Origin of the sequence: Nocardioides sp. YIM B13467 (assembly GCF_042788075.1) — a bacterium.
Classification (GTDB): domain Bacteria; phylum Actinomycetota; class Actinomycetes; order Propionibacteriales; family Nocardioidaceae; genus Nocardioides.
Genome location: NZ_JBHZPJ010000046.1, coordinates 2,750,962 through 2,774,880 on the forward strand (window position 1 = coordinate 2,750,962; position 23,919 = coordinate 2,774,880).

General features: G+C 69.8%; 21 protein-coding genes, 2 pseudogenes and 1 riboswitch. Of the genes and pseudogenes, 10 read left to right on the forward strand and 13 right to left on the reverse strand.

The genetic code is table 11. The features are described 5' to 3' along the window. Positions 1–10 precede the first annotated feature (10 nt). Complete coding sequence (dapB, locus tag ACFX43_RS20255; protein WP_378833585.1) at positions 11–757, reverse strand: 4-hydroxy-tetrahydrodipicolinate reductase; 747 nt, start codon at positions 755–757, stop codon at positions 11–13. Between the two features lie 179 nt (positions 758–936). On the opposite strand from dapB, the gene ACFX43_RS20260 reads away from it, so the two are divergent. Continuing rightward, positions 937–1,404, forward strand: a complete 468-nt coding sequence (locus tag ACFX43_RS20260) for a class I SAM-dependent methyltransferase (RefSeq protein ID WP_336738557.1) — start codon at positions 937–939, stop codon at positions 1,402–1,404. 122 nt (positions 1,405–1,526) lie between these two features. On the opposite strand, the pseudogene ACFX43_RS20265 reads toward ACFX43_RS20260, so the two are convergent. The 3 genes and pseudogenes from ACFX43_RS20265 to ACFX43_RS20275 form a co-directional block, all read right to left on the reverse strand. Next, a pseudogene (locus ACFX43_RS20265) lies at positions 1,527–2,699 on the reverse strand (thiolase domain-containing protein); the annotation flags it as partial. Continuing rightward, positions 2,660–3,730, reverse strand: coding sequence for a thiolase domain-containing protein (locus ACFX43_RS20270; RefSeq protein WP_378833587.1), 1,071 nt, complete (start codon positions 3,728–3,730; stop codon positions 2,660–2,662). The pseudogene ACFX43_RS20265 and the gene ACFX43_RS20270, both read right to left, overlap by 40 nt. A 10-nt stretch (positions 3,731–3,740) precedes the next feature. Then, on the reverse strand, positions 3,741–4,691 hold the full coding sequence (locus ACFX43_RS20275) for a Zn-ribbon domain-containing OB-fold protein (protein ID WP_378833592.1): 951 nt from the start codon (positions 4,689–4,691) through the stop codon (positions 3,741–3,743). A 144-nt stretch (positions 4,692–4,835) separates the two neighbouring features. On the opposite strand from ACFX43_RS20275, the gene ACFX43_RS20280 reads away from it, so the two are divergent. The 5 genes from ACFX43_RS20280 to fadD8 all read left to right on the forward strand — a co-directional run bounded on the left by ACFX43_RS20280 (position 4,836) and on the right by fadD8 (position 10,368). Continuing rightward, complete coding sequence (locus ACFX43_RS20280) at positions 4,836–5,885, forward strand: LLM class F420-dependent oxidoreductase (protein WP_378833596.1); 1,050 nt, start codon at positions 4,836–4,838, stop codon at positions 5,883–5,885. Positions 5,886–5,916: 31 nt separating this feature from the next. After that, on the forward strand, positions 5,917–6,774 hold the full coding sequence (locus ACFX43_RS20285; protein ID WP_378833602.1) for an SDR family oxidoreductase: 858 nt from the start codon (positions 5,917–5,919) through the stop codon (positions 6,772–6,774). Continuing rightward, positions 6,771–8,006 (forward strand): NADH:flavin oxidoreductase, encoded by a 1,236-nt coding sequence (locus tag ACFX43_RS20290; protein WP_378833605.1) that lies wholly within the window; start codon positions 6,771–6,773, stop codon positions 8,004–8,006. Before ACFX43_RS20285 ends, ACFX43_RS20290 begins: the two co-directional genes overlap by 4 nt. Then, the gene (locus ACFX43_RS20295; RefSeq protein WP_378833613.1) at positions 8,007–8,723 is read left to right on the forward strand and encodes a PaaI family thioesterase; all 717 of its coding nucleotides are present in this window, start codon (positions 8,007–8,009) and stop codon (positions 8,721–8,723) included. It begins immediately after the preceding gene. A 67-nt stretch (positions 8,724–8,790) separates the two neighbouring features. Then, on the forward strand, positions 8,791–10,368 hold the full coding sequence (gene fadD8, locus ACFX43_RS20300; protein WP_378833620.1) for a fatty-acid--CoA ligase FadD8: 1,578 nt from the start codon (positions 8,791–8,793) through the stop codon (positions 10,366–10,368). 6 nt (positions 10,369–10,374) lie between these two features. Here the strand turns inward: fadD8 and ACFX43_RS20305 are convergent, their stop codons facing one another. Next, entirely contained in the window at positions 10,375–10,953 is a 579-nt protein-coding gene (locus ACFX43_RS20305; RefSeq protein WP_378833628.1) for a dihydrofolate reductase family protein, read from the reverse strand. A 113-nt stretch (positions 10,954–11,066) separates the two neighbouring features. On the opposite strand from ACFX43_RS20305, the gene ACFX43_RS20310 reads away from it, so the two are divergent. After that, a complete protein-coding gene (locus ACFX43_RS20310; protein ID WP_378833632.1) occupies positions 11,067–11,696 on the forward strand; it encodes a cytochrome b/b6 domain-containing protein in 630 nt (209 codons plus the stop codon). Between the two features lie 3 nt (positions 11,697–11,699). Here ACFX43_RS20310 and ACFX43_RS20315 read toward each other — a convergent pair whose 3' ends face one another. Continuing rightward, complete coding sequence (locus ACFX43_RS20315) at positions 11,700–12,503, reverse strand: crotonase/enoyl-CoA hydratase family protein (protein ID WP_378833636.1); 804 nt, start codon at positions 12,501–12,503, stop codon at positions 11,700–11,702. Positions 12,504–12,551: 48 nt separating this feature from the next. Here ACFX43_RS20315 and ACFX43_RS20320 point away from each other — a divergent pair, with 48 nt between their 5' ends. Both ACFX43_RS20320 and ACFX43_RS20325 read left to right on the forward strand, forming a co-directional pair. Then, a complete protein-coding gene (locus tag ACFX43_RS20320) occupies positions 12,552–14,216 on the forward strand; it encodes an acyl-CoA synthetase (protein ID WP_378833642.1) in 1,665 nt (554 codons plus the stop codon). Next, a pseudogene (locus ACFX43_RS20325) lies at positions 14,213–15,214 on the forward strand (nitronate monooxygenase); the annotation flags it as partial. The gene ACFX43_RS20320 and the pseudogene ACFX43_RS20325, both read left to right, overlap by 4 nt. Here the strand turns inward: ACFX43_RS20325 and gcvP are convergent. From gcvP to ACFX43_RS20340, 3 genes are all read right to left on the reverse strand, one after another. Beyond that, the gene (gcvP, locus tag ACFX43_RS20330; RefSeq protein ID WP_378833648.1) at positions 15,107–18,193 is read right to left on the reverse strand and encodes an aminomethyl-transferring glycine dehydrogenase; all 3,087 of its coding nucleotides are present in this window, start codon (positions 18,191–18,193) and stop codon (positions 15,107–15,109) included. The pseudogene ACFX43_RS20325 and the gene gcvP overlap by 108 nt on opposite strands. A gap of 59 nt (positions 18,194–18,252) precedes the next feature. Further along, a riboswitch (glycine riboswitch) is annotated at positions 18,253–18,343 on the reverse strand. An 82-nt stretch (positions 18,344–18,425) separates the two neighbouring features. Next, entirely contained in the window at positions 18,426–19,043 is a 618-nt protein-coding gene (locus ACFX43_RS20335) for a MerR family transcriptional regulator (RefSeq protein ID WP_378833652.1), read from the reverse strand. A gap of 145 nt (positions 19,044–19,188) precedes the next feature. Further along, positions 19,189–20,595 carry an MFS transporter gene (locus ACFX43_RS20340; protein ID WP_378833658.1) on the reverse strand — a complete coding sequence of 469 codons (1,407 nt, stop codon included), beginning with the start codon at positions 20,593–20,595 and terminating at the stop codon, positions 19,189–19,191. 142 nt (positions 20,596–20,737) lie between these two features. Here ACFX43_RS20340 and ACFX43_RS20345 point away from each other — a divergent pair, with 142 nt between their 5' ends. After that, positions 20,738–21,574 carry a helix-turn-helix transcriptional regulator gene (locus tag ACFX43_RS20345; protein WP_378833664.1) on the forward strand — a complete coding sequence of 279 codons (837 nt, stop codon included), beginning with the start codon at positions 20,738–20,740 and terminating at the stop codon, positions 21,572–21,574. A 7-nt stretch (positions 21,575–21,581) separates the two neighbouring features. Here ACFX43_RS20345 and ACFX43_RS20350 read toward each other — a convergent pair whose 3' ends face one another. The 4 genes from ACFX43_RS20350 to gcvH form a co-directional block, all read right to left on the reverse strand. Then, positions 21,582–22,049, reverse strand: a complete 468-nt coding sequence (locus ACFX43_RS20350; RefSeq protein ID WP_091042032.1) for a bifunctional nuclease family protein — start codon at positions 22,047–22,049, stop codon at positions 21,582–21,584. 64 nt (positions 22,050–22,113) lie between these two features. Next, a complete protein-coding gene (locus ACFX43_RS20355; RefSeq protein ID WP_378833681.1) occupies positions 22,114–22,866 on the reverse strand; it encodes a MerR family transcriptional regulator in 753 nt (250 codons plus the stop codon). A gap of 3 nt (positions 22,867–22,869) precedes the next feature. Then, positions 22,870–23,352, reverse strand: coding sequence for an FHA domain-containing protein (locus ACFX43_RS20360; protein ID WP_160023650.1), 483 nt, complete (start codon positions 23,350–23,352; stop codon positions 22,870–22,872). A gap of 127 nt (positions 23,353–23,479) precedes the next feature. After that, on the reverse strand, positions 23,480–23,866 hold the full coding sequence (gcvH, locus tag ACFX43_RS20365; protein WP_378833691.1) for a glycine cleavage system protein GcvH: 387 nt from the start codon (positions 23,864–23,866) through the stop codon (positions 23,480–23,482). Positions 23,867–23,919: the final 53 nt, after the last annotated feature.

Genomic DNA, 23,919 nt, shown 5'->3' on the forward strand with positions numbered 1-23,919 from the left:
CCCGCCGGTCTCAGACGAGACCGAGGACCTCCTCCAGGCCGATCGTGAGCCCCGGCCGCGAGCCGATGCCGCGGATCGCGGCGAGTACGCCGTGGGCGAAGGAGGCGTGCGAGAGCGAGTCGTGACGGATCGTCAGGAGCTCGCCGACACCGCCGAGGATGACCTCCTGGTGGGCGACCGATCCCGACATCCGCAGGGAGTGGACCGGGATGCCGTCCACAGAGGCCCCACGGGCCCCGTCGAGGGCCGAGGTGGTCGCGTCGGGCGCCGGGCCCACCCCGGCCTCGCGGCGCGCCGCAGCGACGAGCTCGGCGGTCCGGCGTGCCGTACCCGAAGGAGCGTCGGCCTTCCGCTCGTGGTGGGTCTCGACGATCTCCACCGACGGGAAGTGGGCGGCGGCGAGCTCGGCGAACCGCATCATCAGCACCGCGCCGACCGAGAAGTTGGGCACCACCATCGCGCCGACGCCCGGGTTCTTCGCCAGCCAGACCTCGAGCTGCTCGACGCGGTCGGGCCCGAAGCCCGAGGTGCCGATCACGGTGTGCACGCCGTGGGACAGACAGAACTCCGCGTTGCCCATCACCGCCTCGAGCGTGGTGACGTCGACGGCCACCTCGGCGCCGGCGTCGGTGATCGCCGACAGCTCGTCGTCTCGACCGATCCTGGCGACGAGCTCCAGGTCATCGGCGGACTCGACTGCCTCGCAGACCGCCGAACCGAGCTTGCCACGTGCACCGAGAACAGCCACCTTAGTCATGAGGCCACACCTTATCGATCACGCTCCAGCAACGATCGACCACCATCCGGTGAACAATTCGCAAGGCTCGCCATGAGCTTGTCGAAGGGGCTGTGAGCGGAACCGTAGGAGGATCTGGCAGTCTTGGACCCATGGTGGTGCAGACGATCCCTGCTCGGATCCGTTGGGCCGTTGATTTCATGGACATTCAACCGAACGATCATGTCCTTGAGATCGGCTGTGGCCCGGGGGCTGGTGCCGAGCTGATCTGTAGCCGGCTGGAGACCGGAAAGCTGTTTGCGATCGATCGCTCGGAGTCGGGTGTCGATCGTACGAAGCGACGCTGCGCGAAATACCTGGAGGCAGGACGCCTCACGGTCCGACAGATCGACCTCGCGACGCTGCGGGTCCCGGTCAAGCGGCTGACGAAGGTGTTCGCGTTCAACGTCAACCTGTTCTGGGTGCGTGACGCATCCGCCGAGATAGCGCTGCTCCACGAGCGCGTGCTCCCCGGCGGCACGGTCAACCTCTTCTACGAGGCCACCCAGCGCGAGCAGGTCCCCGAGATCATCGAGAAGTCGAGCAAGGCCCTGGCCGACGCCGGGTTCCGCGTCTCCATCGTCGACTCCAAGGTCCCCGCCGCCGTCGGGATCATCGGCAAGCGCTGACCCAGATCACGCCGAGACGACTGGAGCGAGGTCGAGCGGCGAGCTTGCTCGTCCGCTCGCGCCGAGCGAAGGAGTAACCGCGCGAAGCGCGGAGTCGGGTTGTCATGACAANGCGAACCCACGACCCACATCGAGAAGAACTGCGACCCGCCGCCGTAGGCGTGCCCGAGCGCCCGGCGGGCGCCGTCGACCTGGTGCTCGCCGGCCCGGCCCCGGACCTGCAGGGCGGCCTCGGCGAAGCGGAGCATGCCGGAGGCGCCGATGGGGTTGGAGGAGAGTACGCCGCCGCTCATGTTGACCGGGAGGCTGCCGTCGAGGGCGGTCTCGCCGGCCTCGGTGAGCTTCCAGCCCGAGCCCTCGGCGGCGAAGCCGAGGTTCTCGAGCCACATCGGCTCGAACCAGGCGAACGGCACGTAGATCTCGGCACAGTCGATCTCGCGGGCCGGGTCGGTGATCCCGGTCGCCTTCCACAGCGCCGCCGCGGCCTCGCGGCCCGCCTGCGGGTTGACCTGGTCGCGCTCCGCGGCCGAGGTGGGCTCGGAGCGCATCACGGTGCCGTGGATCCAGGCGGGTGCCTCGTACGTCTTGGCGACGTCCTCGGCGGCGATCACCATCGCGCAGGCACCGTCGGAGGACGGGCAGGTCTCGTCGTAGTGGATCGGGTCCCAGAGCATCTGCGAGGCCAGGACCGACTCGACCGTGGTGCCCTCGTTGTGGAGATGCGCATAAGGGTTCTTCAGCGCGTTGTTGCGGTCCTTGGCCGCGACGATCGCGCCGATGTGCGAGGGCGCGTTGGCGCGGCGGATGTAGGAGCGTACGTGCGGGGCGAAGTAGCCGCCCGCGCCGGCGTGCACCGGCATCACGAACGGGATCGGCACGGAGAGTGCCCACATCGCGTTGGACTCCGACTGCTTCTCGAAGGCGACGGTGAGCACCTTCTTGTGGACGCCGGCCTGCACCAGCGAGGAGGCGACGATGGCGGTCGACCCGCCCACCGAGCCGGCGGTGTGCACCCGGAGCAGCGGCTTGCCGGCCGCGCCCAGCGCCTCGGCGAGGTAGAGCTCGGGCATCATCACGCCCTCGAAAAGGTCCGGTGCCTTGCCGATGACGATGGCGTCGACCTCGTCGAGGGTCAGCCCGGCGTCCTCGAGGGCCCGGTCCATCGCCTCACGGCACAGCCCGGCCATCGAGACGTCCTCGCGCTTGGCGCGGTGGTGGGTCTGGCCGATCCCGATCACGGCCGCGGGAACCTTGCTCACTTGCCACTCCCGTTCTCTTGGGCTTCCATCACGCACACGAGGTTCTGCTGCAGTGCCGGACCGCTGGTCGCGTGCCCGAGCACCTTGTCGGCCGACCCGTCCCAGATCCGCTTGGCTGCCTCGCCGATCCGGATCGCGCCGGCGCTGAACATCGGGTTGGCGGCGAGCGCGCCCCCCGAAGGACTGATCTGTACGTCATCACCCAGCCCGAGCGCCGAGCGCAGGACGAGCTCCTGGTGGCTGAACGGCGCGTGCAGCTCGGCGACCTGGACACCCTCGGTGCCGCCCACGGCGGCAGCTGCCCGCTGGGCCGATCCGGATATCGTCAGGTCGCGCGTGCCGAGGTGGAGACCGTCGGAGCTGTGCGCGATGCCGGTGATCCAGGCCGGACGCTGGTTGGCGTCGTACGCCCGGTCGCCGGCGGCGAGCACGATCGCGGCCGCGCCGTCGGTCACCGGAGCGCAGTCGTGCTTGCGCAGCGGGTCGGCGAACATCGGCCGGGCGAGCAGCTCGCTCACCGAGGAGCCACCGGCCCGGACGGCGTACTCGTTCTTCTCCGCATCGGTCAGCGACCGGTTGGCGACCTCGGCCAGCGCGGCCTCGTCCCAGAGCCCGGCGTCGAGCCCGAGCCGCGCCTGGAGCGCGGCCAGGGAGACGGTGTCGGGCCACAGCGGCGTCATCGTGTAGGGGTCGAGCTGCAGCGACAGCGTCCGGCGCAGGACGCCCGCCGACGCCTTGCCGAAGCCGAAGACCAGCGCGGTGTCGACCTCGCCGGTCTGGATCTTGATCCAGGCCTCGTAGAGCGCCCAGGCGGCGTCCATCTCGACGTGCGACTCGTTGACCGGGGGCAGCACCCCGATCGCGTCGATCGCGCTCACGAACGAGAACGACCGGCCGGCCAGGTAGTCGGAAGAGCCCGAGCACCAGAACCCGATGTCCTTCTTGGCCCATCCGGTCTGCTCGTAGCACTCGGCCAGGATCGGCACGAGCAGCTCGGCCATGCTCGGCGACCCGTCGAAGTCCTTCATCTGTCGCTGGGCGAACCCGACGACGGCAACGTCTCTCACTGAGCGCTCCTCACAGGTGGTGCTTGTAGCTGTCGAAGTCCGCGTCCGGCTCACCGGTCGGCGCGAAGTGGCTGATGTTCTCGATGCTGGTGCCCCACTCGTCGCGCGGCTTCCAGACCGCCTTGACCCGCATCCCCATCCGGACCTCTTCGGCCGGGATGTCCAGGATCAGGTGCTGCAGCGCGATGTCGGCGCCGTCGAGGAGGACGTACGCGGAGACGTACGGCGGTTTGATCTTCTGTCCCAGGAACGGGACGTTGACGACGCAGAACGTGGTCACCGTGCCGACGTGGGAGAGCTCGATCTCCTCCGCGGTCGGCACCCCGTCGGTCGGGCAGGCGCCGCGCGGCGGGACGTAGACCTTCCGGCACTTCGGGCACCGCTGGCCCAGGATCCGGCCTTCGGCCAGGCCGCGGAAGAACGATGACTCCTCCGGCGAGGCCGCGTAGTGGTAGTCGAGGCTGACCGGGGTCACGATCAGGCTGACGTCCTCGCCTCCGGCGGGTGCCGGGGTGCCTGGCTGGTCGCCGCCGTCGGCCTCGAAGACGAGGTCGTTGACCGAGCCGGTCCGCTCTTCGGCCCATCTGGCTCGGACCTTCATCCCGGTCTCGATGTCGTCGGGGGAGGCGACGTCGACGGCATGCAGCCACGGCGTGTCGGCGCCGTCGATGGTGATCAGGGCGTATGCGAACGGCCTCTCGAACGGCTGGCCGGCGACGGGCTCGCTGACCCAGGTCCACGAGGTGACCGTGCCGGTATCGGGGAGCTCGACGAACTCGCTCACGGCCTGGTGCGTGACCGGGTCGTACTCAGGGGGTGGGACCGCGACTCGACCGTCGCCGAGCCGGCCGCCGACGATGGTGGTGTCTCGCAGTCCGGTGAGGAAGCGGCCGATCACCGGGCCTGTGGATCTGGTGTAGTCGAAGGCGACCGTCACGGGTGCCTGAAGAGTGCGACTCATGCCGCCACCTCCGTAGCGCACGCGCCAGAATACGGAGGTGGCGGCAAGAGGGCTTCGATGGTCACTCGCTGACGCTCGTTCATGACAGAAAGTGAAACACGTTCTAGTATTGGCCACAACCCGTAAGAGGCGACGAAGGAGTCGATGAGAGTGAAGCTGGGGCTACAGCTGGGCTACTGGGGAGCACAGCCACCGACCGGGGTCGGCGAGCTCGTCGCCGCCGCCGAGGAGGCCGGGTTCGACGCGATCTTCACCGCCGAGGCCTGGGGGAGCGACGCGTTCACGCCGCTGGCGTGGTGGGGCCGGGAGACCTCCCGGGTCCGTCTCGGCACCTCGATCGTGCAGATGTCCGGGCGCACGCCGACCTCCATCGCGATGCACGCGCTGACGCTCGACCACCTCTCCGGCGGCCGGTTCGTCCTCGGGCTCGGCGTGAGCGGTCCGCAGGTGGTCGAGGGATGGTACGGCCAGCCGTTCGGCAAGCCGCTGGCCCGCACCCGCGAGGTCGTCTCGATCATCCGGCAGGTGCTTGCGCGGGAGGCGCCGGTGACCAACGACGGACCGCACTACCCGCTGCCCTTCACGGGCGAGGGCTCGGTCGGGCTCGGCAAACCGCTCAAGCCGATCGTGCACCCGCTGCGCGCCGACATCCCGATCTGGCTCGGCGCCGAAGGTCCCAAGAACGTGGCCCAGACCGCCGAGATCGCCGACGGCTGGATCCCGATCTTCTACACCCCCAGATCCGCCCCGATGTACGCCGACTGGCTGGCCGAGGGCTTCGCGAGACCCGGGGCGCGGCGTACTGCCGACGACTTCGAGATCGCCGCGACCTGCCATCTGCAGATCGTCGCGGACGCGGAGGAGAAGCAGGCCGCGCTCGAGGCGATGAAGCCGTTCGCGGCTCTCTACATGGGCGGGATGGGCGCCAAGGAGCAGAACTTCCACAACCAGGTCTTCGAGCGGATGGGCTACGCCGAGCTCGCCGGGCAGGTCCAGGCGCTCTACCTGACCGGCGAGAAGGAGAAGGCCACCGCACTCATCCCCGACGAGCTCGTCGACGACCTGCACATCATCGGCACCGAGGACGAGGTACGCGACAAGGTGGCGCAGTGGGAGGAGACCGGTGTGACCACGCTGCTGCTGAGCCTCGGCTCGGCCGCCGACGTCCACCGCATCGCCGAGGTGCTCGGATGACGGCTGCGCGCATCTCCGGGACAGCCCGCTGATGGCGGTCTACGCCGTCACCGGATCGGCCTCGGGCATGGGTGCCGCCGTGGTCGCACGGCTCCTCGCCGCCGGTCACCGGGTCGTGACCGTCGATCTGCGCGATGCTGACGTCGTCGCGGACCTGTCGACGCCGCAAGGCCGGCGCGACGCGGTCGAGAAGGTGCTGGCCGCCGTCGGTGGCCGGCTCGACGGCGCGGTCCTCGCGGCCGGGCTCGGGCCGGCGCCGGGGCGCGAACGGCCCGCCCTGATCACGCAGGTCAACTACCTCGGCGTCGTCGAGCTCCTCGAGGGCTGGCGCGAGGCGCTCGCCGCCACCGGGAACGCCAAGGTCGTGGTCTTCTCCAGCAACTCGACCACCACGATGCCGCTGATCCCCGCACGGGCGGTCGCGGCGCTGCTCGAGGGCGACGCGGAACGGGCGCTGAAGGCGTACCGGATCTTCGGGAAGGGGGCGCCGGCGATGGCCTACGGCGCCTCGAAGGTCGCCGTGACCCGCTGGGTGCGGCGCCGCGCGGTCGAGCCGGAGTGGGTGCAGGCCGGGATCCGGCTCAACGCGATCGCGCCGGGCGCGGTGCTGACGCCGCTCCTGGAGAAGCAGCTCGCCACGCCGGGGGAGGCGAAGGCGATCCGGTCGTTCCCGGTCCCGGCCGGTGGCTTCGGCGACCCTGGGCTGCTCGCCGACTGGGTGATCCACATGCTCGGCCCCGCGGCTGACTTCATGGTCGGCAGCGTCGTCGTGGTCGACGGCGGCACCGACGCCTGGTTCCGGGCCGACGACTGGCCGCGGCCGGTGCCCGGCAGGCGGCTGCGGAGCTATCTGCGCAGGATGCGTGAGTTCAGGAAGGTACGCGCGTGACCGACTCCACGACCGACCCGCTCGCTCCGGCGACGCTGGGTCCGGTGACCCTGCGCAACCGGGTGATCAAGGCGGCGACATTCGAGGGAGCCTCGCCCCGGGCGTTGGTCTCGGACCGGCTGATCGACTACCACCTCGCCGTCGCCGAGGGCGGCGTCGGAATGACCACGGTCGCCTATCTCGCGGTGTCCCCGGAGGGACGTACGCATGCCGACTGCATCTACTGGCGCCCGGAGGCGCTGCCCGGCCTGCGGCGGCTGACCGAGGAGGTCCACGCGACCGGCGCCAAGATCTCGGCCCAGATCGGTCACGCCGGCCCGGTGGCCAACGCCAAGTCCAACGGGGTACCGTCGCTGGCGGCGACGCGGTCGTTCAACGCGCTGGGGATGGCGTTCAACCGCGCTGCGACCGCGGCGGACCTCGCCCGGGTCGTCGAGCAGCACGGCGCCGCGGCCCGGATGGCGGTCGAGACCGGCTTCGACGCGATCGAGGTGCACCTGGGCCACAACTATCTGCCCAGCTCGTTCCTCAGTCCGCGCCTCAACTCGCGCACCGACGAGTTCGGCGGGTCGCTGGCCAACCGGGCCTCGTTCCCGCGCCGGATCCTGGCCGCGGTGCGGGAGGCGGTAGCCGACGTGGGTGGCGGCCGGGTCGCCGTGCTGGCCAAGATGAACATGCGAGACGGCTACCGCGGCGGGTTCGACCTGCCCGAGTCGATCGAGTTCGCGCGGCTGCTCGAGTCCGATGGTCACCTCGATGCACTCGAGCTCACCGGCGGCTCCTCGTTCATGAACCCGATGTATCTCTTCCGCGGCGATGCTCCCTACCGCGAGATGGCCGCCAACATGCCGCTGCACCCGGTGATCCGGATGGGCATGCGGATGGTGGGCAAGGGCTTCTTCAAGGAGTACCCCTACAAGCCGCTCTACTTCCTCGACAACGCCCGCGAGTTCCGCCGCGCGCTGAGCATGCCGCTGGTCCTCCTCGGCGGGGTCACCGACCTGACCGGGATGCGGACCGCGATGGACGAAGGCTTCGAGTACGTCGCGATGGCCCGCGCGCTGCTTCGCGAGCCGGACCTGGTCAACCGTCTCCGAGCCGACCCTTCGGCCGTGTCGCGATGCACCCACTGCAACCTGTGCATGTCGACCATCTATCCGGGGACCCACTGCCACCTCGATGCCGAGCACGTCTACGGTGAGGCTCATCCGATCCAGGAGACGAGGACCTAGATGTCGATGCACTACGGACGAGCCCACCACCCGCAGGCTCCGGCCGGATACGTCCACGACGACATGACCGACGCTGAGGTCAAGGAGCGCGAGGCCACGCTGGTCCCGCTGACCGACTCGGTGCGCAGGCTCGTCGATGCTGTCGTACGCACCCAGGTCGCGGACTCGGTCCTCGACGACGTACGCCGCCGGGTCGAGGTGCTGACCGATGAGCTGCTCGCCGAGGCGCTGCCCGGTCCGCACGGGGTCCGGTTCGGCGCGGACGGCGCCTTCCGCAACTACGGCAACCCGGTGGTCGGGAAGGGCAACGCCTTCGCCCCGCCGCTGGCGGTCCAGCGCGACGGCGAGGACGTCTGGGCCGACTTCTCACTCGGGCCGGCCTACGAGGGCCCGCCGGGGCTGGTCCACGGTGGTGTCTCGGCGCTGATCCTCGACCAGCTGCTCGGCGAGGCCGCCTCGGCGGGTGGTCGCCCCGGGATGACCGGCACCCTGACGATCGTCTACAAGCAGGGGACCCCGCTGGGTCCGCTGCGTGGCGAGGCGCGGATCGCGTCGACCGAGGGAGTGAAGGCGGTCGTACGCGGCCGGCTGCTGACCCGGCCGACCGACGGCTCCGAGCCGGTGGTGTGCGTCGAGGCCGAGGGCATCTTCATCCTGCCGCGCTGGGCACGCGAGGCGATGGCCGCCGTCGACCGGGACCACGTCGGCGACGCCTGATCGGCTCCCGACGCAGCAGCCTCCCTCAGGGCTAGAACACGTTCTAGTTTCGCGGTAAGGTGCGGGCATGGATACCAGCCGCATCGGTCCCCACAACGGTCATCTGATGGTCTCGGCGCTGGAGCGCCACAAGAGCCGTCCGATCATTCATCTCGGCGACGTGAGTCTGACCGGGGCGGAGGTGGCGGCGCGGATCAGCCAGTACGTCCAGGCCTTCGAGGCGCTCGGAGCCGGCACCGGCTCGGCGACCGCGCTGCTCGCGCTCAACCGCCCCGAGGTGCTCTTCATCCTCGGCGCCGGCCAGACCCAGGGATTCCAGCGCACCGCGCTGCACCCGCTGGGCAGCGCGGAGGACCAGGCGTACGTCATCAACGACGCCGGGATCACCGGTCTGATCATCGACCCCTACTTCGCCGATCGCGCGGTCGAGCTGCTGGAGATGTGCCCGGGGCTGAAGCGGGTGCTGACCATCGGGCCGGTCCCGCCGCAGCTCGCGGATGTCGGCGTCGATCTCGTCGCCGCCGCGGAGACCTATCCGGTCGAGCCGCTCGCAGCGAGGCTGCTCCCGCCCGACCACGTCACCTCGATCACCTATACCGGCGGGACGACCGGGAAGCCGAAGGGCGTGATCGGGCTGTCCGGGTCGTTCGCGACGATGACCCAGGTGCAGCTCTCGGAGTGGGAGTGGCCCGAGGCGCCCCGGTTCCTGATGTGCACACCGCTCTCGCATGCCGGTGCCGCCTTCTTCGTGCCGGTGGTGATCAAGGGCGGCACGCTCTTCGTGATGCCGAGGTTCGACCCGGCCGCCGTCCTGGAGACCATCGAGCGCGAGCGGATCTCCTCTCTCATGGTGGTCCCGACGATGCTGTACGCGCTTCTCGACCACCCGGACTCCCGCACCCGCGACCTGTCGTCGCTCGAGACCGTCTACTACGGCGCGTCCGCGATCAACCCGGTGCGCCTGGCGGAGGCGATCGAGCGGTTCGGGCCGATCTTCGCGCAGTACTACGGCCAGTCCGAGGCGCCGATGGCGATCACCTACTTCGCCAAGGGCGACCATGTCGACGCCGACGGGAAGCCGCTCACCCATCGGCTCACCTCCTGCGGCCGGCCGTCCGCGCTGGTCCGTACGGCCCTGCTCGACGCGGACGGCCAGCAGGTCGCTCCTGGCGAGCCCGGCGAGATCTGCGTCGCCGGACCGCTGCTCTCCGGTGGCTACTGGCAGCTTCCGGACGAGACCTCGGCAACATTCAGGGACGGCTGGATGCACACCGGCGACGTCGCCCGGGAGGACGAGGACGGGTTCTGGTACATCGTCGACCGCACCAAGGACATGATCGTCACCGGCGGCTTCAACGTCTTCCCCCGTGAGGTCGAGGACGTCATCGCGACCCATCCCGCGGTCGCCCAGGTCGCCGTCATCGGCACCCCGCACGAGAAGTTCGGCGAGGCAGTCACCGCCGTGGTCGTCCCTCGTCCCGACGCCGTCCTCTCGGACGAGGTCGTCGCCGAGATCCAGGCCCTGGTCAAGGAGCGGAAGGGCTCCGTCCACGCACCCAAGTCGGTCATCGAGATCGACGCGATCCCGATGACCGCCCTCGGCAAGCCGGATAAGAAGGCCCTCCGCGCCCGCTTCTCGCAGTGACGTACGTCAGGGGTAGCGCACCGCGTACCGCAGGTGGGTCACTCCGCGCCCCTCGAGGCGCCGGGTGAGCTCGAGCTCGACGGGCCCGACGCCGTCGTCGGGGAAGAGGCGGCGGCCGGCGCCGAGGAGCACTGGCACCAGATGGATCTCGATCTCGTCGAGCTGCCGCGCGGCGAGGAGCGACTGGGCGACGCCGGCGCCGTGTGCCATGACGGCCTTGTCGCCGGACGCCTGCCGAGCCTCGTCGGCGCACCGGTCGACGTCGGTGAAGTAGCGGGCGCTGCCCGGCGGGACGTCGTCGGGATGATGGGTGAGCACGTGGATCGGCACGCCGTCGTGGTGGTCGCCGCCCCAGCGGTCGGCCAGCTCATACGTACGCCGCCCTGAGATCAGCGCCCCCGTGGCGAGGTATTCGCGGAAGACGTCGCCGTTCACGCCGGCACCATGACGGTCGTCGAGCCAATCGAATATCCGCCCGCCGTCCCGGCCGAGCCCCTGTCCGTGGCGATCGTCAGGGCCGGTGACGAACCCGTCCAGGGTCATCGACATGGACAGACGGACGGGTGTGCGTGAGGTGCTGGACATGGATCCTCCTGGTGGTGGTCAGGCACCGCGGACGGCGGCGCTCACCAACACCACGATCGAGATCCTGCCGATCCGACACGATGAGCTCGGCGCTCCCGCTACGCTGCCTCCTGATGTCAGGCGCGTCGGCAACGGGCTATGGGGTCCTCGCCAAGACCCTGCACTGGCTGACCGTCGCTGCCTTCGTGCTGCAGTTCGCGGTCGGCTATGCCATGTCGACAGAGACCGACTGCGACCCGTCGGGGGAGGACCGCAGCGGCGGTGACACCTCCGACGCGGAGGAGGAGCAGATCGACCGCCTCGAGGAGGCCTGCGAAGCCCGGGTCGGCGACGAGGGCTCGCTCGGCGCTGCGTGGTCCGACCTGTGGGGCGGAAGCATCGGCGTCGACGGCATCAGCCTGCCCGAGCTGCACATCCTGCTCGGCCTGGCCGTCCTGCTTCTCGGCGGTCTTCGGGTCGCTTGGCGCATGGTCGCCCCGCTACCCCCGTGGGCCCCGCGACTCACCGCGGCCGACCGGCGGCTGGCCCATGTCACCGAGCGGATGCTGCTCTCGCTTATGTTCGTCGTCCCGCTCACCGGCCTCGCGCTGGTGGCGGTCTCCGACGACCTGGTCGCGCTGCACATCGCCGCCCACATCGCGTTCTTCGTCGCGCTCGGCGCCCATCTGCTGCTGGTGCTGCGGCGGGGGCTGCTTCCGCGGATGCTGCCAGGGGCTGCGTACGTCTCGAAGGACAGGGTCTGAGCCTCAGCGTCCCTTGAACTCGGGCTTGCGCTTCTCCAGGAAGGCCTTGGGGCCCTCCTTGGCGTCCTCGGAGGCGAAGACGGCGGCGCCGACCTTGGCGTCGTCGGCCCAGGCCTCCTCCTCGTGCTTGCCCTCGGACTCGCGCATGGTGCGAAGGATCGCCTGGACGGCCAGAGGCCCGTTGGCGGCGATCATGTCGGCGAGCTCGTGGGCCTTCTCGAGCGCGGTGCCGTCGGGGACGACGTGGCCGATCAGGCCGAGCTCCTTGGCTTCGGGGGCGAGCAGCGTACGCCCGGTCAGCAGCAGCTCGGCGGCGACGGTGTAGGGGATCTGACGGGGGAGACGGACCGCGGAGCCGCCCATCGGGTAGAGCGACCAGCGGGCCTCGGCGACGCCGAACTTGGCCGACTCGCCGGCCACCCGGATGTCGGTGCCCTGCAGGATCTCGGTGCCGCCGGCGATGGCGGGGCCCTCGACGGCCGCGATCAGCGGCTTGGTGAGCCGGAAGCCCTTGAGCAGGCCTTTGATCACCGACGGGTCGAAGCCCTCCGCGAACGACTCCGAGGGCGGCTTCTCGTCGGCCTTCTTCAGGTCCATCCCGGCGCAGAAGTAGCCACCCGCGCCGGTCAGGATGCAGACCCGGATCTCGGGGTCGGAGTTCACCCGGTCCCAGGCGTCCTCCATGATCCGCAGCATCTCGGAGGAGAGGGCGTTGCGGCGCTCGGGACGGTTCATCGTGACGATGAGCTTGTGGCCGTCCTGCTCGACGATCGCGTGCGGCTGAGCAGAAGTTTCTGTGATCGGCATAACACCAGACCCTAGCGGAAAACTGAAACGTGTTCTAGTCTCGCAGTCATGGCGCTGAACCTTGCTGACCTCTTCGAACACGCCGTCGACGCCGCGCCTGAGAAGGTGTCGGTCCAAGTCGGCGACCGCAAAGTGACCTACGCAGAGCTCGAGCGTGAGTCCAACAAGCTGGCCCACTACCTGGCCGGCCAGGGGATCGGGAAGGGCGATCACGTCGGGCTCTACTCCAAGAACTCCGTCGAGCACGTCATCGCCCTGCTCGCGATCCTCAAGATCCGTGCCGTGGCTATCAACGTGAACTACCGCTACGTCGCCGGCGAGCTGGAGTACCTCTTCGGCAACGCCGACCTCAAGGCCCTGGTCCACGACCGCGTCTACGCGCCGCTGGTCGCCGAGGTCTCCCCGAAGCTGGAGGGGCTGACGACGTTCGTCGCCGTCCCCAACCCGCTCGAGCCCCACGACGACTCCGACCTGAGCCCGTTCGGCGGCGTCACGCTCGAAGAGGCCCAGGCCGGGCAGTCCGACGCGCGAGACTTCGGCGAGCGCAGCCCCGACGACATCCACGTCATCTACACCGGCGGCACCACCGGCTTCCCCAAGGGCGTGATGTGGCGCCACGAGGACTTCTGGCGCGTGCTCGGCGGCGGCATCGACTTCATGACGGGCGTACCGCTGGAGGAGTACGACCAGTCCAAGCAGGCCGCCGGCGACGGGCTCATCACCCTGCCGCTCAGCCCGCTGATGCACGGCGGTGCCCAGGCAAGCCTGCTGATGCACCTCTTCGCCGGCCAGGTGACGATCCTGGAGCCCAAGTTCGACCCGGTACGCACCTGGGAGATCGTCGACCGCGAGAAGGTCCAGATGATGTTCATGACCGGCGACGCGATGGCGGTGCCGCTCATCGACGCGTACGAGGCCGGTCCCGGCAACGGGCAGAGCTTCGACGGCCAGTCGCTGTTCGCCATCGCCTCCAGCGCCGCGATCTTCTCCAAGTCGGTCAAGGAACGCTGGATGAGGGCCTTCCCGAACGCGGTCTTCACCGACTCGATCGGCTCGACCGAGACCGGCTTCCAGGGCACCGGGCTGCAGGACGCCTCCGCGCTCTCGACCGACGGCCCCGTGGTGACCGCGGGTGCCCACACCGCTGTGATCGGCGACGACGGCCACCCGCTCGACCTCGCCACCGACGTCGGCAAGATCGGCCGCACCGCCCGCAAGGGCCATGTGCCGGTCGGCTACTACAAGGACCCCGAGAAGTCGGCGAAGACCTTCGTCGAGATCGACGGCATCCGCTACGCGATCCCGGGAGACTACGCCCGGATCGAGACCGACAACCGCCTCACCCTCCTCGGACGAGGCTCCAACTGCATCAACACCGGCGGCGAGAAGGTCTACCCCGAGGAGGTCGAGGCCGCCATCAAGGCGCACCCCGACGTCTACGACACGCTCGTCGTCGGCATCCCGGACGAGCGCTACGGCCAAGCCGTCGCCGCGGTCGTCCAGCCGCGACCGGGCGCGACGATCGAGCTGGAGGGGCTGCGTACGTTCCTGCGTGCTCACCTGTCCGGCTACAAGCTGCCGCGTGCCCTGACCATCGTCGACGAGGTGCCCCGCAATGCCACGGGCAAGGCCCAGTACCCCAAGGCCAAGGAGATCGCCCTGGCCACCCAAGCGACCGCAACAGAGCAGGACCCCGAAGGAGCAAAGGCATGATCCGTACGGCACTGTGCGAGGCGTTCGGGATCGACTACCCGATCTTCGCCTTCACCCCATCGGAGCACGTGGCCGCGGAGGTCTCCAAGGCCGGCGGGCTGGGCGTGCTGGGCTGCGTACGCTTCAACGACGCCGAGGAGCTCGACCGCACCCTGACGTGGATGGACGAGAACACCGACGGCAAGCCCTACGGCGTCGACGTGGTCATGCCGATGAAGGTGCCGACCGAAGGCACCTCGACGGACCTGTCGGCCTACATCCCGGCGGAGCACACCGAGTGGGTCGACAAGACGCTGCTCGCCCTGGGCGTACCGCCGCTGCCGGAGGGGGAGGGGCGCGAGGGCGTGCTCGGCTGGCTGCACTCGACCGCGCGCTCACACGTCGACGTCGCGCTGCAGCACCGGCCGGTGCTGATCGCCAACGCGCTCGGCACCCCGCCCAACGACGTGATCGAGAAGGCCCATGAGCACGGGGTCAAGGTGGCCGCCCTCGCGGGTGCCCCGAAGCACGCGGTGTCGCACGTCTCGAACGGCGTCGACATCATCGTCGCCCAGGGCTACGAGGCCGGCGGGCACACCGGGGAGATCGCCTCGATGGTGCTCCAGCCCGACATCGTCGACGCGGTCGGGCCGGACGTGCCGGTGCTGGGTGCCGGCGGGATCGGCTCGGGCCGTCAGATCGCCGCGTCGCTGGCGCTCGGTGCGCAGGGCGTCTGGACCGGCTCCATCTGGCTCGGGACCTCGGAGTACCGCAACCTGAACACCCACGCCGGCTGGGAGAGTGCCTTCACCCGCGCCACGTCCGCAGACACCCGCCGGATGCGGATCTACACCGGCAAGCCCGCCCGGCTGCTGAAGTCGAAGTGGACCGACGCCTGGGAGGCCGAGGGCTCACCGGCGCCGCTGCCGATGCCGCTGCAGAACCTGCTCGTCTCCGACGCCCACAACCGGATCAACGCCGCCGGGGATCCCGACGTCGTCGCGATGCCGGTCGGGCAGATCGTCGGCCGGATGAACGAGGTACGCCCCGTCGCCGCGGTCATGGCCGACCTCATCGCCGAGTTCGAGGCCACCGTCAAGCGTCTGGACGCTATCGCCGAGGGATAGTCGGAAAGCACCACGAAGGCGGGGGGTCNTGTCGATACGGGCCACCGGCGGCCAGTACTTGTCGGGGTCGATGCCGCGCGGGAAGACGGCCTCCTCGCGGGAGTAGGCACGGTCCCAGTCGCCGACGAGGGCACGAGAGGTGTGCGGGGCACCGCGCAGAACCGAGTTCTCGGCGGTCCACTCACCCGAGGCGACCCGGTCGATCTCGCCCTTGATCGCGATCATCGCGTCGATGAACCGGTCCAGCTCGCCGAGGTCCTCGGACTCGGTGGGCTCGACCATGAGCGTGCCGGCGACCGGGAAGGACATCGTCGGGGCGTGGAAGCCGTAGTCGATGAGCCGCTTGGCGACGTCGTCGACCGTGACACCGGTCTCCTTGGTGATCGGCCGCAGGTCGAGGATGCACTCGTGCGCGACCAGCCCGGTCTCGCCGCGGTAGAGGACCGGGAAGTGCTCGTTGAGGCGCGAGGCCACGTAGTTGGCCGACAGCACCGCGGCGGACGTCGCCCGGGTCAGACCCTCGGCGCCCATGAGCCGGACGTACGCCCACGAGATCGGGAGAATGCCGGCCGAGCCGTACGGTGCCGCCGAGATGGCGCCGATGCCCGAGCGCTTCGAGGTGTCCGGGTGCAGGGAGTGCGAGGGCAGGTAGGGCGCCAGGTGGGAGCGGACCGCGACCGGACCGACGCCCGGACCACCACCGCCGTGCGGGATGCAGAAGGTCTTGTGCAGGTTCAGGTGGGAGACGTCGCCACCGAACTCGCCGGGCTTGGCGTAGCCCAGGAGCGCGTTGAAGTTGGCGCCGTCGATATAGACCTGACCGCCGGCCTCGTGCACCAGCGAGCAGACCTCGGTGATGCCCTCCTCGTAGACCCCGTGCGTCGAGGGGTAGGTGACCATGATCGCGGCGACGTTCTCGCCGTGGGCGTCGAGCTTCGCCCGCAGGTCGTCGAGGTCGACGGTGCCGTCCTCGGACGACTTCACGACCTCGACCTTCATCCCGGCCATCACGGCCGAGGCGGCGTTGGTGCCGTGCGCGGAGGAAGGCATCAGGCAGATCTTGCGGTGGCCCTGGCCCTGGGCGTCCAGGTAGCCGCGGATCGCCATCAGGCCGGCGAACTCACCTTGTGAGCCGGCGTTCGGCTGGATGGAGACCTCGTCGTAGCCGGTGACCTCGGCCAGCCACCCCTCCAGCTCCCCGACCAGACGCGTGTAGCCGGCGGCGTCCTCGGCGGGCACGAACGGGTGCAGGTCGGCGAAGCCAGGCAGCGAGATCGGCTCCATCTCGGTGGTCGCGTTGAGCTTCATGGTGCACGAGCCGAGCGGGATCATGCCCTTGTCGAGCGCGTAGTCACGCGCGGCGAGCTTGTGCAGGTAGCGCAGCATCTGGGTCTCGCTGTGATGCGCGTTGAAGACCTCGTGGGTGAGGTAGTCGGTGGTGCGCAGCAGCCCGTCAGGCAGCGCGCTGGCCGTGGTGCGGTCGATCTCGTCCAGGTCCGCACCCGAGACGCCGAAGGCGTTCAGCACGGCCGACAGGGTCGAGCGAGTCGTCGCCTCCGAGGTCGAGATGCCGACGGTGTCGGCGTCCACGAGACGAAGATGTACGCCGAGACGACGCGCCGCGGTGACGACATCGGCCGCCCGACCGGGGACGGTCACACCCAGCGTGTCGAAGAATGTCTCCGAGACCAGCGGGAGCCCGGCCGACTTGAGCGCAGCGGCCAGGACTGCGGCGTAGCGGTGGGTCCGGGTCGCGATCGTCCGCAGCCCGTCGGGGCCGTGGTAGACGGCGTACATCGAGGCGCCGACGGCCAGCAGCACCTGGGCGGTGCAGATGTTGGAGGTCGCCTTCTCCCGGCGGATGTGCTGCTCGCGGGTCTGCAGCGCGAGACGGTACGCAGGCCGTCCCTCGGCATCGACGGAGACGCCGACGAGACGACCGGGCAGGTGCCGCTCGATCCCCTCGTGGACGGCCATGTAGCCGGCGTGCGGGCCGCCGTAGAAGAGCGGGATGCCGAAGCGCTGGGTCGAGCCGACCACGACGTCGGCGCCGAGGGTGCCGGGCGCCTCGAGGACGGTGAGAGCGAGCAGGTCGGCGGCGACGACGGCGAGCGCGCCCCGCTCATGGGCGGCCTCGATGACCGGCTTGAGGTCGGGCACGCGACCGGAGGCGCCCGGGTACTGCACCAGCACGCCGATCACGTCGCCCTCGGGCAGGCCCTGCGAGAGGTCGGCCACGACGACCTCGAGGCCCATCGCCTCGGCGCGCACCTTCACGACCTCGATCGACTGCGGCAGGGCGTCGGCGTCGATGACGAACGGAGCCCCGCCATTTTTCTGGGAGACCTTGCGGTTGGCCCGGTGCACCAGCGCGAGCGCCTCGGCGGCCGCGGTGCCCTCGTCCAGGAGCGAGGAGTTGGCCACCGGCAGGCCGGTCAGGTCGCCGACCATGGTCTGGAAGTTGATGAGCGCCTCGAGGCGGCCCTGGGAGATCTCGGGCTGGTAGGGCGTGTAGGCGGTGTACCAGCTCGGGTCCTCGAGCACGTTGCGACGGATCACCGGCGGCGTCACGGTGGCGTGGTAGCCGAGTCCGATCATCGCCTCGCCGGGCTTGTTGGAGGCCGCGATCTCCCGCGCCAGCGAGGCGACCTGCGCCTCGCTCAGCGCGGCCGGCAGGTCCAGCGACTCGATCGAGCGGATCCCGGCCGGGACGGCGGCGTCCATCATCGCTGCTACCGAGTCGTACCCGAGCCGCGCGAGCATGGTCGCCTCGTCGGCGGCCGAGAGTCCGACGTGGCGCTCCACGAACGGGGAGGCGGCGTCGAGCTCGGACAGAGTGGGCGTGTCGGACACAGTGGCTCCTGAGGGCATCTAAGACAACTCGTACGCCCTCCCCCTCTGTCACCGCATCTGCGCCGCTTCAGAGTTGCCTGGTCCGCACAGTCGTGGATGCCTGAGAGTTTCCGGGGAGGAATTGCCCCTTCGGCGCCCCTTCGAGAGGAGCTCTCCCGTGCGGGATGGTCAGCACCACCAGCATAAACGACTCGACCCCGAGGCCCCGCCTCTGCGGGACCTCGGGGTCGAGTGTTACGTGAGGTTTACGTCACCCGGCGTTGCGCGCCGCGCGGCGGGCGGAGAGCTCGTCGGACACAGAGGCGACCTGCTCGCCGTCCTCGGTCGTACGCTCGCTGGGGAGCTCGGAGAGCGTGCCCTCGATCTCGCGCCAGACGCCACCGATCGCGATGCCGAAGACGCCCTGCCCGCCCTGGAGCAGGTCGATGACCTCGTCGTTGCTGGTGCACTCGTAGACCGAGGCGCCATCGCTCATCAGCGTGACGCGGGTCAGGTCGTCGGTGCCCCGCTCACGCAGGTGCTGCACGGCAGCGCGGATCTGCTGCAGTGAGATGCCGGCGTCGAGGAGCCGCTTGATGACCTTGAGGATCAGGATGTCTCGGAAGGAGTAGAGCCGCTGGGTGCCGGAACCGGTGGCCCCGCGCACGCTCGGCTCGACGAGACCGGTGCGAGCCCAGTAGTCGAGCTGGCGGTAGCTGATCCCCGCAGCGTTGCAGGCCGTGGGCCCGCGGTAACCGGTGTCGCTCGGCAGGGGCGAGACATCGTCGGTGAAGAGAAGGCCCTGCTCGTCAGCCTGCTCCGCCGCGCGTTGCGCGTCGTCGGCGCCGTGGCCGGGCTTCTGCTCGTGGTCGAACACGATGTCCTCCATCGTCTACTCCGTTGTGCGTAACTCCACTCGGGGAATGAACGGCTGCGGCGGGGGGACCACATCGTTGGAGTTACAACAGAGACAACTACAAGGTAAGCGCCGCAAGGGCCCTGGTCAAAGAACCCCCTCCGGCGTGTCGTCGGGGCTAACCCTCAAGTAGAGCTTTAGCCTTTCGGCGCCTGGCGGTCGCAATCAGTGCGGTCAGCACCAGCACGCCGGCTCCGACGAGGAGACATGCCTGCATCCCAGAAAGGGTGAGGATCCCGGTCGCACCGGCACCCAGACCACCGAAGACGGCGACCGCGATCGCGCCGCCGGTCTGCCGGAACGTGCTCAGCGCGCCGGTGGCGACACCCACCCGGGCGGGCTCGACGGCATCGATCAGGTCGGCGGTGACGAGGGTGATCGCCAGCGCGCCGCCGGTGGCGAGCGGGACGAGCAGCACCAGGACCAGCCAGACCGGCGTGGTCGTCGAGAGCGGGATCAGGGCGAGCATCCCCACCGCGAGGATCAGCTGGCCGCCGACGATGAGCGGGTGCCGGCCCACGACGTACGCCAGGCGCGGCGCCACGACGTTGGCGCAGGTGGTCATGGCCGCCGGGATGACGAACATCAGCCCCGCCTCGGCACCGCTCCAGCCCCGCACCTGCTGGTAGTAGAGCCCGAGCAGGAAGATCCCACCGTAGAACCCGAAGTTGATACCGAACCCGGAGACCAGCGCGACCGCCACCCTGCCCCGAGCCACCAGGCCGAGCGGCAGCACCGGCGCCGCGGAGCGGTGCTCGACCACGACGAAGGCACCCGCCGCCGAGACCGATATCGCCGCCGCGAGCAGCGCGCCCGCGTGCCAGCCGCCGTGGCCGGCCTCGATGACGGCGTACGTCAGAGCCGACAGCGCGACCACGGCGAGCGCCTGGCCAGGGAGGTCGAGCGGCGACCGGCGCCGCACCGCCCGGATCCGCAGACCGGCCAGCAGGGCCACGATGAGGATCCCGACCGGGACGTTGACCAGGAACACCCAGCGCCAGCCGGCGTACTCGCTGAGCAGGCCTCCGGCCACCGGACCCAGCGCCATCGCCGCCGATCCGCCGACGGTCCACACGGCGATGGCCTGACCCCGGGCCCGCGCGTCGTCGTACGCCACCCGCACCAGCGCCAGCGACGCCGGCATCACCAGCGCGGCGGCAGCACCCTGGAGCACCCGCGCCGCGATGAGTGCCGGCATCACCGGAGCGGCCGCGCAGGCCACGGAGGCGACGGTGAACAGCACCACCCCCAGGGCGTAGGCCCGGACCGGTCCGACGCGGTCGGTCACCGCGCCCGCCGAGAGCATCAGCGCCGCGAACATCAGCGTGTACGCGTCCACGACCCACTGCAGCCCGGCCATCCCGCCACCCAGGTCCCGGTGCAGATAGGGCAGCGCGATGTTGACCGCGGAGACGTCGACGGTGATCACCGTGAACCCCAGGAGAGCGGCGAGCAGCGCTCGAACGCTCCCCGCCGGCGCCGCTGCCGGGCCTCCGCTCGGCACCTCGTGGGCAACTGCGGTCATCGTGCTCCTCCTCCAGGTCGTTGTCCCCGAAAGTCTGGTCTCGCCTCGCGCGCAGAGGCAGACCGCGCGACGCCGGGGTGTCGCCAGGGGTGGGTGTGACACGGCCCCTCACCCGAGCCGGACCTGCGGCACACTGGTAGGGATGAGCGACATGGCTGCGACCGAGCTGGGGCGCTACCTGCGCGCCCGCCGAGCACGGGTGACCCCGGAGGAGGCAGGTCTGCCCGCCGGCACCGGCGTGCGGCGTACTCCTGGGCTGCGACGCGAGGAGCTCGCTGCTCTCGCGGGCGTGTCGGTCGACTACTACACCCGGCTGGAGCGAGGACGGGAGACCAACCCGTCGACGGCCGTCCTGGACTCGCTGGCTCGCACACTGCGCCTCACCGGCGATGCCCATCAGCGCCTGCACGAGCTGGCCGAGGTCGCCTCGGGACGCGTCAGCGTGCCGCAGGCGACGACCGACACGACCGTACGTCCCTCGGTGCTCGTCATGCTCGAGACGCTGCGCCCGCTGCCCGCCTTCGTGTTCAGCAGGCACAACGACATCTTGGCGGCCAACCGGCCGGCCCGGCGGCTCTACCCGGGTCTTTGGGACGGCCCGCGGGAGCACCGGAACCTGACCCGCTACCTCTTCCTCGACCCGATCGGGCGACACCTGCTCGACCCATGGCACCAGACGGTGACCAGCTCGGTCGCCAACCTGCGCGCCGTCGGCGGCACCGACGTCGACTCACCCCGCCTGGCCGCGCTGGTGGGCGAGCTCCTGCTCAAGTCGCCCGAGTTCGCCGCGATCTGGGAGCTCTACGACGTGTGTGAGCGCAGCGGCGGCACGAAGACCTTCGAGCATCCGCGGGTGGGCCGGATGACGCTCACCTACGAGGTCATGCAGCTGGCCCGCACCGGCGGTCAGCGCATGATCGTCTACCAGGCGGAGGCAGACACGATCGATGAGAAGGCGATGCTCGCGCTGAGCGAGTGATCCAGCCCTAGTGGGACTCGAAGTCCTCGGGCGTGATCTCGTCGAGGAACTCGCGGAACTTCTCGATCTCGTCCTCCTGCTCGGCCGGGACAGCGAGCCCGGCCTCGTCGAGAACCTCGTCGGAGACCACGATCTTGGTCCCCGTACGCAGCGCCAGCGCGATCGAGTCCGAGGGCCGCGCGCTCACCTCGACACCCGAGGCGAAGACCAGGTTGGCGTAGAAGACGCGGTCGGTGACCGAGGTGATCTGCACCTCGGTGAGCTCGTTGCCGGTCGCCTCGAGCACGTCCTTGAGGAGGTCGTGGGTCAGCGGCCGCGGCGGCACCACGCCCTGCTGGGCGAAGGCGATGGCGGTCGCCTCCACCGCGCCGATCCAGATGGGCAGGTATCGCTCACCCGCCACCTCGCGCAACAGCACGATCGGCTGGTTGGAGGGCATCTCCACTCGGACTCCGAGCACATCGACCTCGCGCATGACATCCACCCTACCCGTCTCCGGGTCGCGACAGCAGCCCGGTTGACCGGCGACATGAACCGAGTCAGCGGTCGCGCAGTCCCGACTTCACCAAGGTGGCGTGCATACGGACCGCCAGCGAGGCGATCTCGCTGCCGATCTCCTCTGCCCGGCCCTGCGCTCCGGCGTTCCCGGGGCGCCGCAGCGGCGCCACGATCTGCTCGATGAGACCGACCTCGCGGTCGGCGGCGGCCTTCATACCGCGCAGGTGACGAGGCTCGATGCCGAACTCGGCCAGCTCCTTGGCCGTGCGCGCGATCGCGAGGGCGTCGGTGTCGTAGTGACCGCTGCGCAGCGGCACCACCAGCGCCATCTTCTCCAGCTCGGTCAGCAGCGCGTCGTCGACCTCGGCCACCTTGAGGAGCTCGCGTCGCGAGATCCGCATGTTGTCCGTACGCCGGAACGACTCCGCCCCCGGCGCGCCACTGGGCGTCAGGGCCACTGTCGGGACCGTTGGCACGGTCGCCTCGATCGCCGGCGGCTCGAGGCCGCGGTCGATCGCGTCGAGGTGCTCACCGATGACCTTGAGCGGCAGGTAGTGGTCGCGCTGCATCCTCAGGACATAGCGCAGCCGCTCCACATCACGGCGGGAGAACTTGCGGTAGCCCGCGGGCGTACGCTCCGGCTTGATCAGTCCCTTGTCCTCGAGAAACCGGATCTTCGGGATGGTGACCGTGGGAAAGTCCGGACGCAGCTGATCCAGGACCTGCCCGATGTTGAGCCGCTCCCCCGAGTCGCTAGCCGGCCGTTGTGGGTCAGGCATCGCGGCGGCGGCCATCGGCTACGCCCCTTCGTGTCCGGCGTAGAAGACGAGCCGGAACTTGCCGACCTGGACCTCGTCGCCGTCCTTGAGGACGACCTTCTCGATCCGGTCCCGGTTGACGTAGGTGCCGTTGAGGCTGCCGACGTCGGAGACCTCGAAGGTGTCGCCGGTGCGCGCGAACTCCGCGTGGCGACGCGAGACGGTGACGTCGTCGAGGAAGATGTCGCTGTCCGGGTGACGACCCGCGACCACGGTGTCCTGGTCGAGCAGGAAGCGGCTTCCGGCACCGGGACCACGCTGCACGACGAGCATGCCGTTGCCCCGCGGCAGGGCCTCGACGGTGGCCGCCTCGACCGGGCTCAGCACCCGGTCAGAGGTGTCGGCGTCAGCCCCGAGCTGAATCGTCGAGGTCTGGTCGGTCCCGGTCAGGCTTACGCCACACTGCGAGCAGAACCGCGCTTCGTCGGGGTTCTGGCTGCCGCAAGCGGGGCACACGGACATTTTTGAGCTCCAGGTTCATCGAGGGCCGGGCACCTACCCTCAAGTGAACGTTGAGGGATGGTATCCGCAACCTATCAGGTCGGCCCAGGTGTTCGGTTGGGCTGCGCCCAATTCTTAGTGCATAGCCTCAGGCGTCGAGTGATGCCTCGTACGCCGCGGCGTCGAGGAGGCTCTCCAGCTCGGCAGGATCGGACGGCGTGACCTCGAACAGCCAGCCACCGCCGTAGGGGTCGTCGTTGACCAGCTCGGGCGTGGCGTCGAGCGATCCGTTGACCGCGACGACCTCGCCGGAGATCGGCGCGTAGATGTCGCTGACCGACTTGGTCGACTCCAGCTCGCCGCAGCTCTCGCCGGACTTGATCGTGTCGCCGAGGGCGGGCATCGACACGTAGACGATGTCGCCGAGGGCGTCCTGGGCGTAGTTGGTGATCCCGATCCGTACGGAGCCCTCGGTCTCGCCAGGGTTGCGCAGCCACTCGTGCTCGCTGGTGTACTTCAGGTCCTCGGGGTACACGGCCATCTCCTCATCAGGCGTACTGGTCTGGCCGCGGGAGATCGTCCCGCGAG